The 13,400-nt window shown below is 72.6% G+C and carries 9 protein-coding genes and 1 riboswitch; of the genes, 6 read left to right on the top strand and 3 right to left on the bottom strand.

The genetic code is table 11. The features are described 5' to 3' along the window. The first annotated feature begins 125 nt into the window (after positions 1-125). On the top strand, positions 126-1,487 hold the full coding sequence (locus IH50_RS0133830; protein ID WP_030871242.1) for an SWIM zinc finger family protein: 1,362 nt from the start codon (positions 126-128) through the stop codon (positions 1,485-1,487). 112 nt (positions 1,488-1,599) lie between these two features. Beyond that, positions 1,600-3,228 (top strand): DUF5691 domain-containing protein, encoded by a 1,629-nt coding sequence (locus IH50_RS0133825; RefSeq protein WP_030871239.1) that lies wholly within the window; start codon positions 1,600-1,602, stop codon positions 3,226-3,228. Positions 3,229-3,422: 194 nt separating this feature from the next. On the opposite strand, the gene IH50_RS0133820 is transcribed toward IH50_RS0133825, so the two are convergent. Then, positions 3,423-3,839 (bottom strand): cobalamin B12-binding domain-containing protein, encoded by a 417-nt coding sequence (locus tag IH50_RS0133820; RefSeq protein WP_030871236.1) that lies wholly within the window; start codon positions 3,837-3,839, stop codon positions 3,423-3,425. A 412-nt stretch (positions 3,840-4,251) separates the two neighbouring features. Here IH50_RS0133820 and IH50_RS0133815 point away from each other — a divergent pair, with 412 nt between their 5' ends. Next, entirely contained in the window at positions 4,252-5,118 is an 867-nt protein-coding gene (locus tag IH50_RS0133815) for an esterase/lipase family protein (protein WP_030871231.1), read from the top strand. Between the two features lie 377 nt (positions 5,119-5,495). Then, positions 5,496-6,950, top strand: coding sequence for a M23 family metallopeptidase (locus IH50_RS0133810; protein WP_030871228.1), 1,455 nt, complete (start codon positions 5,496-5,498; stop codon positions 6,948-6,950). A 33-nt stretch (positions 6,951-6,983) separates the two neighbouring features. Here IH50_RS0133810 and pcrA read toward each other — a convergent pair whose 3' ends face one another. Beyond that, complete coding sequence (pcrA, locus tag IH50_RS0133805; RefSeq protein WP_030871225.1) at positions 6,984-9,464, bottom strand: DNA helicase PcrA; 2,481 nt, start codon at positions 9,462-9,464, stop codon at positions 6,984-6,986. 240 nt (positions 9,465-9,704) lie between these two features. After that, positions 9,705-9,876, top strand: a riboswitch (cyclic di-AMP (ydaO/yuaA leader). A 7-nt stretch (positions 9,877-9,883) separates the two neighbouring features. Between pcrA and IH50_RS0133800 the strand changes: the two genes are divergently transcribed. Continuing rightward, complete coding sequence (locus IH50_RS0133800) at positions 9,884-11,053, top strand: C40 family peptidase (RefSeq protein WP_030871222.1); 1,170 nt, start codon at positions 9,884-9,886, stop codon at positions 11,051-11,053. 108 nt (positions 11,054-11,161) lie between these two features. Here IH50_RS0133800 and IH50_RS0133795 read toward each other — a convergent pair whose 3' ends face one another. Then, entirely contained in the window at positions 11,162-11,515 is a 354-nt protein-coding gene (locus IH50_RS0133795) for a hypothetical protein (RefSeq protein WP_030871220.1), read from the bottom strand. Between the two features lie 301 nt (positions 11,516-11,816). On the opposite strand from IH50_RS0133795, the gene IH50_RS0133790 reads away from it, so the two are divergent. Continuing rightward, positions 11,817-12,857, top strand: coding sequence for a C40 family peptidase (locus tag IH50_RS0133790; protein ID WP_030871216.1), 1,041 nt, complete (start codon positions 11,817-11,819; stop codon positions 12,855-12,857). The last annotated feature ends 543 nt before the right edge of the window (positions 12,858-13,400 follow it).

Below are 13,400 nucleotides of genomic sequence, written 5' to 3'. Positions count from 1 at the left end.
TCCCCCTCCAGCTCGGCCGGTTCGGATCTGCCACCAACCGTGCACCACGCCACTGACAATCGCTCCGACCTGCGTGAACGCGCTCGACGGGGCGATTGTCAGTGCCGGGATCTAGTTTCGGTGGCATGACTCAGCAGGGGGTGCGCCGGACCGCGGACCAGGTGCCGGCACTGGCGCCCGACCCCGCGTCACGCGCGGCGGGGAGCAGACTCGGCACGGCCGGTGCGTGGTCCGGGGCCGGCAGTTCGGGCGAGGGGACGGTGTGGGGACTGTGCGAGGACGGCGGGAGCGCTCCGTACCGGACGGTCGTCGACGTCACGGACGCCTCCGCGCCCGCGTACCACTGCAGTTGCCCGAGCCGCAAGCTGCCGTGCGAGCACGCGCTCGGTCTGCTGCTGCTCTGGTCGGGCGGGGACGGGGCGGTGGAGCGGGGAGAGGCGCCGGAGTGGGCCGTGCGGTGGATCGCGGACCGGCGCACGCGCACGGAAGGAAGGCGGAACCCGGACTCCCCGGGTTCCTCGGGCTCCTCCGGTCCGGCCGGTCCGGAGGCGGCGCGGCGCAGGGCGGAGCGCCGGGCCGAGCGGGTGACGGCGGGCGCGCTGGAGCTGGAGCAGCGCCTGGCGGACCTGCTCCGCGGCGGCCTGGCGGCGGCCGGGCAGTCGGGGGACGGGCTGTGGGAGGAGACCGCGGCCCGCATGGTCGACGCCCAGGCGCCGGGGCTGGCCGCCCGGGTGCGGGAGCTGGGGGCGCTCGCGGGCACCGGGCCGGACCGGCCGGTGCGGCTGCTGGAGGAGTGCGCGCTGCTCCACCTCCTCGGCCGGGGCTGGCTGCGCCGGGAGCGGCTGCCGGAGGGCCTGGCCGCGACGGTCCGGTCCCGTATCGGCCTGCCCGCGCCGGCGGACGGCCCGGCGGTACGGGACCGCTGGCTGGTCCTCGCCCAGTACGACACGGCGGACAGCCGTCTGACGACCCGCCGCGTCTGGCTGTACGGCACGGACTCGGGGCGCACGGCGCTGCTCCTCTCCTACGGTGCGGCGGGCCGCGCCCCGGAGCTCTCGCTGCCGGTCGGGCTGGCCCTCGACGCGGAGCTGTCCGCGTACCCGGGCGCGGGACGGCAGCGGATGGCCCTGGGCGAGCGGTTCGCGCCGCCCGCGCCGACGGACGTACGGCCACCGGGGACGACGACGGCCCGGGCGGCCGCCCGCTACGGCGAGGCGCTGCGCGACGACCCCTGGCTGGACTCGGTCCCGGTGACGCTGGACCGGGTGATACCGGTTCCGGACGGTGACGGCTGGCAGCTGGCCGACGCCGACGAGGACGCGGCCCTGCCGCTCACGCCGGCCGCGCGGTCCCGCCCCGGTCTGTGGCGTCTGGTCGCCCTGTCGGGCGGCGCCCCGGTCAGGGTCTTCGGCGAGTGCGGCCACCAGGGATTCACTCCGTTGGCGGTATGGCCGGAGGGGCCCGGTGAGGCGGTGCCGCTGTGCTGAGCGGTGCGTCCGCCCCTCCTCCCACCCACCCCAGGAATCTTTCGGACATCACTGGACACTCGGCGTGTATGAGTCTTCGACCGTGCCGGGACACCCGTCGGAAAGGAAGCTCATGAGCAGGACGACCACCGCCGTGGACGCGCCTCTCCCGGATTCCTGGGAGGAGCTGGTGACCACGGCCCTGCTGGGCACGGACCGGCGCACGCCGGCGGGTTCCGCGCCCGGGGCGGACGCGCCGTCGGCCCTGCTGGACGCGGCGGCCGTGGCGACCGTACGGCGACGTGCCGGGCTGCGGCCCGCGCGGGCCGCGGAGCGTCCGCGGCCGGCCCCCGAGGACCCGCGCCCCCCGCTGCCGTCCGCCGCCGCGCGCCGGCTCATGATGCTGCTCGCCGACCGTCCCGGCACCGCGGGCGGTGGCCGCCGGGGCGCGGCTCCGGACCTCATGGAGCTGCTGCCCCAGTGGCTGGCGGCGGCGAACGCCCGCGGTTTCGCGGCGCCCCCGGCCGCGCTGCCCGCCCTGCTCGACGCCGCGCGGGGACGGACCGATCTGCGTCCGGCGGCGCTGCGGTTCGCGGGGCCGCGCGCCCTGTGGCTGGCCCGGTTCAACCCGGACTGGCGGTTCGCCCTGCGTTCCGCACCGGGCGGTGGCACGTCCGTGCCCCGTCTCCACGACACGGAGGGCATACGGCGGCTCTGGCAGGAGGGCCTCTTCGCCGAACGGGTCACCCTCCTCACCGCCCTCCGCTCCCGCAAGCCGGCCACCGCGCGGGAGCTCCTCGCGGCGAGCTGGGCGACGGAGCGGGCGGAGGACCGCCTGATGTTCCTGGACTCACTGCGCACCGGACTCGGCCCGGACGACGAGCCCTTCCTGGAGCAGGCCCTGGCCGACCGCAGCCGCAACGTACGGGCGACGGCCGCGGAGCTGCTGTCGGCGCTGCCCGGCTCCCCGCTGGCGGAACGCATGGCGGTCCGGGCCGGGGCGTGTGTGGCCGTCGACCGTACGCGGGACACGCCGACGATCGTCGTCGAGGCGCCGCACGAATGCGACGCGGGCATGGAGCGCGACGGCGTGGTGGCCAGAGCCCCGGCGGGCCGGGGCGAACGGTCCTGGTGGCTCGGCCAGTTGGTGGAGGCCGCGCCCCTGGGAAGCTGGTCGCGGCGGCTCGGCGGGCGCACACCGCGGGAGATCGTGACGCTGCCGGTGGCGGACGACTGGCAGGGCGAACTGCACGCGGCCTGGTGCCGGGCGGCGGTACGGCAGCGTGACGCGGCGTGGTCGCGGGCGCTGCTCGGTGAGCCCTCCGCGCCGGAGGCGGGCGGCCCGGGGGCGGTGTCTCTGGCCGAACGCGCCAAGCTGCTCGGCACGCTGGACGCCGCCGAACGGGCCGAGTGGGTGGCCGGGTTCATCGAGACGCACGGCCTGTCCGAGGCGTTCCAGTTGCTCGGGGTGTGTGCCGTGCCCTGGGCGGCGCCGGTCGGACGGGCGGTGGTCGACGCGCTCGACATCGCGCGTGACGCGGGGAGTTATCCATGGAGTTTCAGCGGAGTCATGGGCCTGGCCGAACGCTGCCTCGACCCGTCCGAGGCCGGTCGCCTCGACGCGCTCCTGGCGGTACCGGACGAGCCGGAGGACGCGTCACCCGGAGCCGGCGGCTACTGGTCGGAAGCCTTCCAGCGCCTGGTCACCACCCTGCACCTGCGCGCGGCCATCCTCAAAGAACTGACCCCGCCCACCCCCTGACCCACCCCGCCGTAGCCGCGGGCAGTCGCCCCGCTGTAGCCGCGGGCAGTCGTGCCGCTGGGGCGGCACGGGTGGGCGCGACGGCACCCCGCAAGCGCCGGGCAGCGCGACCCACCCCCGCCCGGCACCGGCTCCGGAGCGCCGGGGCCGACGCCCCGGCCCGGACGCGGCGCGCGAGGCGTCACGAACGCGCCCTACGCCTCCGCGGGCTGCCGCACGTTCGCCCGCACCCAGTCCACGATGGACGCCGTGGTCGCCCCCGGCGTGAAGATCTCCGCGACACCCTTCTCCTTCAGCGGAGCGATGTCCGCCTCGGGAATGATCCCGCCGCCGAAGACCAGGATGTCCGCCGCGTCCCGCTGCGCCAGCAGCTCGATCACCGCCGCGAAAAGCGTGTTGTGCGCCCCGGAGAGGATGGACAGACCGATCGCGTCGGCGTCCTCCTGGATCGCGGTGTCGACGATCTGCTCGGGGGTCTGGTGGAGCCCGGTGTAGATCACCTCCATACCGGCATCACGCAGCGCCCGCGCGATCACCTTGGCCCCGCGATCGTGGCCGTCGAGCCCCGGCTTGGCCACCACCACGCGGATCGGACCGGCTGCCACACCCATCACTGCCTCCATGAAGCGACTGCATCCATCCCCGCCGACAAGTACCGCACACATCCGTCGTGCCGTACACATCGCTCGGGCACCCCGGTCCGAACCGGCCGGGGAAGTGAACGAACGTTATCTCCAGCATCCCGCAACCGGCAGTTTCACGGTGCGCAGCGAGGGGCAAATCACACGGAGGGACACGTTCACCGCGCAGCGTTCCCGGGCTCCGGGCCCCGCGCACCGCACGCCCGTGCACCGATCGGGCAGCCGTGGGACCATGCGTACAAGGGATTCGCACCGAGGCCGCCGTACCACCGCGCCCCTCCACACCTCGCACACGCGCACCGTCGACCGCTCTCACAGCGATTTCCCATAAGGGCACACGGGGGACAGGGCTGTCCTCCCGCGTGCCGACAGGAGGTCGGCCATGAAGGTCACCGAGGCAGCTCTTCCCTTCCTGCCGCTCTGCCGGCGTCTTCTGCCGGTCCGGCTGGCGGATCTCTCCCTGACCCTGCTGAAGGCGACCGCCCTGGAGCTGGCGATCCTGGCGGGTCACCTCCTGCTCTATCCCGCCGGCATCGTCCAGGAGCGCCGGGGCGCGCACCCCGCGCTGCCCTCCCCGGAGGGCACCGCGCAACTGCCGGCGGAGGCCAAACCCCCGGTGGTGCTGCTGCACGGCTTCATCGACAACCGGTCGGTCTTCGTCCTGCTGCGCCGCAGCCTCGCCCAGCACGGCAGGCAGCAGATCGAGTCGCTCAACTACTCTCCGCTGACCTGCGACATCCGCATCGCGGCCGAACTGCTAGGCCGCCACATAGAGCAGGTGTGCGAACGCACGGGCAGCCGCCGGGTCGATGTGGTCGGGCACAGTCTCGGCGGGCTCATCGCGCGGTACTACGTGCAGCGGCTGGGCGGTGACGCCCGCGTGCGGACGCTCGTCACGCTCGGCACCCCGCACTCCGGCACACGCGTCGCCCCCCTGGCCAACGCACACCCCATCGTGCGCCAGATGCGCCCCGGCTCACCGCTGCTCGAGGAGCTCACCCAGCCCGCGCCGGGCTGCCGTACGCGCTTCGTCGCCTTCTGGAGCGACCTGGACCACATCATGGACCCGCTGGAGTCGGCGTGTGTCGAGCACCCCGACCTGACGTCGGTGAACGTACGGGTGAGCGGCGTGGGCCATCTCGCCCTGCCGGTGCATCCGGCCGTGGCGACCCGCATACGGCAGGCCCTGGACACGGCGCACCCCGGAGAGCCGTCCACCGGCCGCCCGGAAGGCCTGACCGTGGCGTGACCACCGGCCGCCCGGAAGGCCTGACCGTGGCGTGACGACCGACCGCCCGGAAGGTCCGAGCGCGACACGCCCGGCACCGGCGCCACGGGACAACCGGAACCGCGCGCCCCCTCGACAGCAATCCGAACAACAACGGTCCGAGACGGCTCACTTATCGCCGTCGATCACCCATCACCTCGAACAAACCTCGAACAAAAAGCCAAGACCGCGCCCGCCGTCCGCCAAAAGACAACCGATTGCCCGTTTCCTGCGCGCGCGAAACCTGCGGAAGATTGTCGTGCCCGCATACCGCCGGGTACAGTCGCCGCACTGCTCTGGCAGCCCCTGTTGTCGAGGCGAAAGAGAAGTTGGTGAACGACCGTCACCCGTCGGGGACCATGGACCCGGCTCCGGCTTCCGACGCCGCTTCGGCGCCCTATGCGTCGTACGGCACCCAGGAAGCCCCGTACGGCGACTTCACCACGTACGGCGGCTACGACGCCACCGGTTATGCCGCCACCCACTTCGGCACGGGCGGCCACACCACCGGGGGCTTCGCCACGGATCCCCTCTTCGGCGACCTCCCGGGCGGCGGTCAGGAGACCGGCGCGTACGACACCACCGGACACTGGCCCACGGACGGCCAGGACACCGGCCACTACGACCTGTACACGGCCCAGCACACGTCCCCGTACGACACCGGCGGCTACGACACGACCGCCTGGACCACCGGCCATCACCCGCTGACGGTGATCCCGCCGCAGGCCGCCTCGCCGGAGACCAGCGGCCAGTGGGACGCCGGTGAGTGGCTCCAGCCCGATCAGGCCGGGAACCCCGCCGACCGGACCCAGCAGTGGGACTGGGGCACGCAGACCTTCGACAGCGGTGTCTACGACGCCACGCAGTGGAACTCCGACGGCGGCGAGACCGCCGCCAAGGAGCCCGCGTCCGACGCCTACGAGCCGCAGGCCGAGTCCTTCGGCCAGGAGTCCTATGAGGAGCCCGCCGCCCAGGAGCCGGCCGACACCGGTGAGATGCCCGCGGTGCACCTCCTCGAAGAGCAGGAAGAGGTTCTCTCCGCCCCGGCGCCGCGCGCGGCCTCGCGCGCCGGGTCGCGTTCCCGCCGCCGTACGCCCGCCAAGCGCTCCGCGCTGCTGACGGTGGCCGTGCCCTCGGCCTGCGTGATGGGCGTCGCCGGCATCGCCGCGGCCTCGGTCGGCGACCTGGCCGGCGACGGCGGCCAGGAGACGAAGACGACCGCGGCGGACGCCCAGCCGGTGAAACCGTCCGCCGCCAACATCAAGCTGGACACCCAGCTGGAGAGCCTCGCCGCCGGCGCCGACGACTTCGCCGACCGGGCCAGCCGCACCCAGGAGCGCATCGACCTCAAGGCGCAGCAGGAGACCGAGCGCAGGAGGGCGGCGGAGGAGGCGGCCCGCAAGGAACGGCTGCGCCCGAAGTTCGCGCTCCCGGTCGCGCAGCACGGACTCAGCGCCTACTACGGCCAGTCCGGCATCAACTGGATGTCCGTCCACACCGGCATCGACTTCCCCGTCCTGTACGGCGCGACGGTGATGGCCGCCACCGACGGCACGGTGCGCACGCAGCTCAACTCCGCCTACGGCAACATGATGATCGTGACGGCGAAGGACGGCACGGAGACGTGGTACTGCCACCTCTCCAGCTACCAGGTCCCCTCCGGTACGACCGTGAAGGCCGGCGACCCGATCGCCTTCTCCGGGGACTCCGGCAACTCGACCGGCCCGCACCTGCACTTCGAGGTGCGCCCCGGCGGCGGTTCGGCGATCGACCCGCTCGCCTGGTTCCGCAGCCACGGCCTCGACCCGTCGTAGGGGCAGCCCCCCGACGGGTCCCGGCCCGCTCCGCTACAGCTTCTCCACCGGCGCGTACCGCAGCAGCAGCCGCTTGGGCTTGGTGTCCCCGAAGTCGATCGTCGCCTCCGTGTTCGCGCCCGTGCCCTTCACCGCGACCACGGTGCCGAGGCCGAACTGGTCGTGGGTGACCCGGTCCCCGATCGCCAGCGACACCACGGGCTTGTCCGCGGCCCGCCCGGTCGCGAAACCGGAACCGCCCGACGCCGACGAGCGCGAGCGGGACGACGACAGCGAGGCCGCCACCCCTGACACCGGACCGGAGGACACGGGCGCGCTCGCCCCCGTCCGCTTCCACTCCAGGTGGGCGGCCGGAATCTCCTCCAGGAACCGCGAGGGCGGGTTGTAGGACGGCTGGCCCCACGCGCTGCGCAGCGTCGAACGGGTCAGATACAGCCGCTCCCGCGCGCGCGTAATGCCGACGTACGCCAGGCGCCGCTCCTCCTCCAGCTCCTTGGTCTCGCCGAGGGCGCGCATGTGCGGGAAGACGCCGTCCTCCATGCCGGTGAGGAAGACGACCGGGAACTCCAGTCCCTTGGCGGTGTGCAGGGTCATCAGCGTGATGACGCCGGATCCGTCCTCGTCCTCGTCGGGGATCTGGTCGGAGTCGGCGACCAGGGCGACCTGCTCCAGGAAGTCGGACAGCGCGACCGACTCGCCCTCGCCGCGCTCCTGCTCGAACTCCAGGGCGACGGCCGCGAGTTCCTGGAGGTTCTCGATCCGGGTCTCGTCCTGCGGGTCGGTGGAGGCCTGCAACTCTGCGAGGTAGCCGGTGCGTTCGAGGATCGCCTCCAGGACCGTCGCCGGGCCCGCACCGGACTCGACGACCGTACGGAGGTCCTCCATCAGCGTGTTGAACCGCTTCACGGCGTTCGACGAGCGCGCGGCCATGCCGTACGCCTCGTCGACGCGCCGCAGCGCCTGCGGGAAGCTGATCCTCTCGCGCTGCGCGAGGGCGTCGATCATGGCCTCCGCACGGTCGCCGATGCCCCGCTTGGGCACGTTGAGGATGCGGCGCAGCGGCACCGAGTCCTCGGGGTTGGCGAGCACCCGCAGGTAGGCCAGGACGTCCCGGACCTCCTTGCGCTCGTAGAAGCGGACGCCGCCGACGACCTTGTAGGGCAGGCCGACGCGGATGAAGATCTCCTCGAAGACGCGGGACTGGGCGTTGGTGCGGTAGAAGACGGCGACGTCGCCCGCCTTGGCCTCGCCCGCGTCGGTGAGGCGGTCTATCTCGTCGGCGACGAACTGCGCCTCGTCGTGCTCGGTGTCCGCGACGTACCCGGTGATCCGCGCGCCCGCGCCGGCGTTGGTCCACAGGTTCTTGGGGCGGCGCGACTCGTTGCGCTCGATGACGGCGTTGGCGGCGCTCAGGATGGTCTGGGTGGAGCGGTAGTTCTGCTCCAGCAGGATCGTCGTCGCGTCCGGGTAGTCCTCCTCGAACTGGAGGATGTTGCGGATCGTCGCGCCGCGGAAGGCGTAGATCGACTGGTCGGCGTCGCCCACCACGCACAGCTCGGCGGGCGGGACCTCGGCCTCGGACGGCGCGCCGGCGGGGTGCTCGGAGGTGCCGACGAGCTCGCGCACCAGCGCGTACTGGGCGTGGTTGGTGTCCTGGTACTCGTCGACCATGACGTGCCGGAAGCGGCGGCGGTAGTGCTCGGCGACGTCCGGGAAGGCGCGGAGCAGATTGACCGTCGTCATGATCAGGTCGTCGAAGTCGAGGGCGTTGGCCTCCCGCAGCCGCGACTGGTAGAGCGCGTAGGCCTGGGCGAGGGTCTTCTCGAAGCCGTCGGCGGCCCGGGCGGCGAAGTCCTCCTCGTCGATCAGCTCGTTCTTCAGGTTGCTGATCTTGGCGCTGAAGGACTTCGGCGGGAAGCGCTTGGGATCGAGCTCCAGGTCACGGCAGACCAGGGCCATCAGACGCTTGGAGTCGGCGGCGTCGTAGATCGAGAACGACGAGGTGAAGCCGAGCCTCTTGCTCTCGCGGCGCAGGATGCGCACGCACGCGCTGTGGAACGTCATGACCCACATGGCGCCCGCGCGCGGGCCGACGAGCTGCTCGACGCGCTCCTTCATCTCGCCCGCGGCCTTGTTGGTGAAGGTGATCGCGAGGATCTGGCCCGGGTGGACGTGCCGCTCGGCCAGCAGGTGGGCGATGCGGTGGGTGAGCACGCGGGTCTTGCCGGAGCCGGCGCCGGCCACGATGAGCAGCGGGGAGCCGGAGTGCACGACGGCGGCGCGCTGGTTGTCGTTCAGCCCCTCCAGCAGCGCGGCGGCGTCGATCACCGGGCGCGGGGCGCCGTCGCGGTAGTAGGCGTCCCTGTCCGGCGGCACGTCGAACTTCCCGCCGAACAGGTCGTCCGGGATCTGCTCCGGCACGTGCTCGTCCTCGGGCGGGGGCGGGGGCTCGCCCTCGGGGCCCCGCTGGGCCTGGAGGTCCGCCAGGAAGCTGTCGTCAAAGAGGCTGCTCATCGCTCTCCGAGTCTAGGCCGCCCCACCGACAACCCGGGGCCACCCCGGGAACATCCCCGGAATCCGGCGGCCGGCACGGGTCACACACCCTCCAGAACCACCCCCTCACCCTGCGTGACACCGCACACAAGGTCACGAAAATGTATCGGGCATATCACCCATCAACCTTCACAGGGGCCACACCAGTTGGCTACGGTGCGGGCGGGCCGTACGACCCCCACCGGCGAACCCCGCCGGGCCGCGCGGCCCCCGCCGAGTCCGTCACTGCCCCTACGGCAGCCGGAGCCGGGGACCCACCGAGACCATGGGGTGAATCGGCCCACTCCCTCGCGGAGCGGCCGTAGGGCAACCCTTCCGAGCAAGCCGCCCGAACCCGACAGCTAACCCGGTAGGCGGAGCTCTGGAAGGAGTCGCCTCCCTTGGCGTCGCACCGCAAGTCGCGCACCCCCGGCACCCGCGTGGCAGGCATACGGACCCCGGCCCTCGCCACGGCCGCCCTGACCTCCGTGGCCCTGCTCTCCCAGACGGCCACCGCCGCCCCCTCCGACGACGGCAGGCCGAGCCTGGAGGAGGTCGAGAAGAAGGTCGGCGACCTCTACCGCCAGGCGGAGTCGGCGACCGAGAAGTACAACGCGGCCAAGGAGAAGACCGCGAAGCAGCGCAAGCAGGTGGACACGCTCCTCGACGACGTGGCCAAGCGCACCCAGAAGCTCAACGAGGCGCGGGCGGAGCTGGGTTCCTTCGCCGCCGCCCAGTACCGGACCGGCGCCGGCGTCCCCGACACCGCGACCTTCCTGCTCGCGGACACACCGCAGGACATCTTCGACCAGCGCCAGGTGATGGACCGGATGACCGGCCGCCAGAAGGAAGCGGTCGACGACTACGTCACCCAGCAGTCCGAGACGATGCAGAAGCGCCAGGAGGCCACCGAGAGCCTCCAGACGCTCACCGAGACCCAGGGCGACCTGAAGACGGCCAAGGCCACCGTCCAGAAGAAGCTCACCGACGCGCGCGAGCTGATGGCGAAGCTGACCGCCGAGGAGAAGGCGCGGCTCGCGGCGATCGAGAAGAAGAAGCAGCAGGAGGCCGCCCGCAAGGCCGCCGAGCTCGCCGAGCAGCAGAAGGCCCGGGAGAAGGCGGCCGCCGCCCAGCAGGACAGCGGCACCTCGGCGGGCAGCCCCTCCGGATCCTCCGGCTCGACCACCTCACCGTCGACGGACTCCTCGTACACCACCAAGGCCGAGAAGGCCCTCTCCTTCGCCCGCGCGCAGATCGGCAAGCCGTACGTCTGGGGCGCCACCGGCCCCGGCTCCTACGACTGCTCCGGCCTCACCCAGGCCGCCTGGAAGGCCGCCGGCGTCACCGTCCCGCGCACCACCTACGACCAGGTGAACGCGGGCACGACGGTCCCCGTCTCCCAGGCCCAACCCGGTGACCTGGTGTTCTTCTACGACGACGTCACCCACGTGGGCATCTACATCGGCAACGGGATGATGATCCACGCGCCGAAGCCCGGCACGTACGTCCGCGAGGAGTCGATCTACTACGACGGCGAGTCCTCGATCCACAGCGTGGTCCGCCCCGCCTGACCCGCGCGGAAGGGGCGGGGACGGCCCTCCGGCACCGTCCCCGCCCCTTTTCCGTGCCGGCACGTCCTGTCGTGGGCCGCGGTCACGTCCGGGCCCGTGGAGTGAGGATCAGGTCCACAGCACCGCGATGAAGACGTTCGTCACGGTCAGCAGTCCGACCAGGCCGAACAGGCTCTTGTCCACCTTCTCGTCGTCCCGCTTCACGTACACCAGGCCGAGGATCACGATCAGCAGGGCCAGCTTCACGCCGATCTTGATGTTGTCGACGGAGTAGTCCTGGGCCTGGTTGAGGCCGACCAGGACCACACCGGTGACCAGCATCGTCAGCGCGCCGTGCAGCATCGCGGGGACGAACCGGGCGGTGCCCGCGCCCATCGCCTTCATCTGGGTGAGGAAGCCGCCGAGGAGCGACGCGATGCCGATGATGTGCAGACCGACGAAGAGGTGGATGAGTACGTCCATGAGGCCGGAGCCTAGCCATAGCCGCCTCGTAGCACTCCGGCACCCTCATCCGCCCCTCCTCCACCCTATCGATCATCACCCTGAGTGAAGACGATGAAGTCCGAGCAGGGTATCTGTCACTTACGGTCACCCGACGGTCCGCTCGCATCACTTCCGCACAACCCGTCACCGGGGTCGCACGGCCGGGCCTAGCGTCCTCCTCCAGGCGGCCGGACACCACCGCCGAGAAGGTCCGGCGGCGGACGGCTCCCCTGCGCACCCCGCCGCCGGACCCGGTCGTCGGACGAGGACAGGAGTGAAGGTGGCAGCGCACCGCAGAACCCGGCAGCGTGTCCCGGGCGGCACCACGGCCCGCGCGGCCACCGCCCTCGCCCTCGCCGGCGCGGCCACCGCGACCGGCTTCGACGGGACGGGACACGCCGAACCGCGGCTGACACCGGGTCAGGTCAAGGCCGAGGTCGACCGGCTCTACCGGGAGGCGGAGACCGCCACCGAGAAATACAACGGAGCCAAGGAGAAGGCCGAGTCGGCCCAGCGGCGGCTGCGCGATCTGCAGGACGAGGCGGCCCGCAGGAAGGACCGGCTCAACTCCGCGCGGGACGCCCTGGGCACGGTCGCCGCGGCGCAGTACCGCGAGGGCGGCCTCGACCCCGCCCTGCAACTCTTCCTCTCCGAGGACCCCGACGGCTATCTGGACGGCGCCGCGCTCGCCGAACGGGCCGGCAGCCGCCGGCAGGCGGCGGTGGGGCGCGTACGCACACAGCTCCGGGAGATCGAGCAATTGCGCGGCGCCGCACGGGTCGAGGTGACATCGCTGACGTCCCGCCGCGCCGAACTCCAGCGGCACCGGAAGACGATCGACACCAAGCTGACCGCCGCCCGCCGGCTGCTGTCCCGGCTGACCCCCGAACAACGCGCGGGGCTCACCGACGGAACCGGCCGCGCCCCGCACTCCCCGACGGACGCCCGGGACGCCACCCCGGCGGCCCCCGGCCCCCGCGCGGCGCAGGCCGTCTCCTACGCCTACGCCAAGCTCGGCAGCCCTTACGTCTGGGGCGCGACCGGCCCGGACGCCTTCGACTGCTCGGGCCTCATCCAGGCCGCGTACCGCTCCGCCGGTGTCTCCCTGCCCCGCACCACCTACGCCCAGATCGGCGCCGGCCGCCGCGTCCCCCGCTCCGCACTCCGCCCCGGCGACCTCGTCTTCTTCTACTCCGGCATCAGCCACGTCGGCCTCTACATCGGCGACGGCCGCATGATCCACGCCCCGAACCCGTCGGCCCCGGTCCGGGTGGCCCCGATCGACGAGATGCCGTTCGCGGGCGCGACGCGCGTGGTGTGACGCCGGAGGTCATCCCACTCCCCCTCGTGCCCTCGTACGTGAGGGCTACGGCTGGAGAACTGTGTCCCGACGGCAGTCGACCGGTTGTCGACGGTCGCGGGCGGCCAGTACGGCTTCGCGGGCGAGGGTCGCGGAGGCCGACGCCCGGTGTACGACGCCTTGCGTGCTGCGGCCCGGTGCGGCCGTACGACAGCCTTGGCACAGGCCGCCGACGAAGGCGGCCGGGTACGCCGCACTCGGTGCACTCCGGCATGAGGCGGCCGACAAGGCGGGGTTCGGGGGCGTCAGATGTCGGTTCCGGCGTGGACACGGGTGGCAGCTTGTCCCGCAGACGGCGGGCGACGAAGCCGCGCGGGGCGTGGACGGCGTCGGGCAGGCCGGCGGTGAGGGCCTTCATCAGGGATACGGAACCGGCCCCTCGTTCGAGCCAGGGCACGACCAGTTTGCATCTCCCCTCCTGCTGTGGAGACCGTGACCGGAGGGATAGTTGGGGGTCATGGCATCCAGGAAGCGCATCTACGACGCCGAGTTCCGTGAGGGGGC

This window comes from Streptomyces sp. NRRL S-37, assembly GCF_000721605.1.
Classification (GTDB): Bacteria; Actinomycetota; Actinomycetes; order Streptomycetales; family Streptomycetaceae; genus Streptomyces.
The sequence above is the reverse complement of the archived record's forward strand: the minus strand, read 5'-3'. Positions and strand labels throughout refer to the sequence as shown.

What these genes read in the sequence shown, in the direction of transcription:
- IH50_RS0133815 (WP_030871231.1), top strand. Translation starts at nt 4,252, where the DNA reads ATGAAGGTCACCGAGGCAGCTCTTCCCTTCCTGCCGCTCTGCCGGCGT.
- pcrA (WP_030871225.1), bottom strand. Translation starts at nt 9,464, where the DNA reads ATGAGCAGCCTCTTTGACGACAGCTTCCTGGCGGACCTCCAGGCCCAG.
- IH50_RS0133825 (WP_030871239.1), top strand. Translation starts at nt 1,600, where the DNA reads ATGAGCAGGACGACCACCGCCGTGGACGCGCCTCTCCCGGATTCCTGG.
- IH50_RS0133810 (WP_030871228.1), top strand. Translation starts at nt 5,496, where the DNA reads ATGGACCCGGCTCCGGCTTCCGACGCCGCTTCGGCGCCCTATGCGTCG.
- IH50_RS0133820 (WP_030871236.1), bottom strand. Translation starts at nt 3,839, where the DNA reads ATGGGTGTGGCAGCCGGTCCGATCCGCGTGGTGGTGGCCAAGCCGGGG.
- IH50_RS0133830 (WP_030871242.1), top strand. Translation starts at nt 126, where the DNA reads ATGACTCAGCAGGGGGTGCGCCGGACCGCGGACCAGGTGCCGGCACTG.
- IH50_RS0133795 (WP_030871220.1), bottom strand. Translation starts at nt 11,515, where the DNA reads ATGGACGTACTCATCCACCTCTTCGTCGGTCTGCACATCATCGGCATC.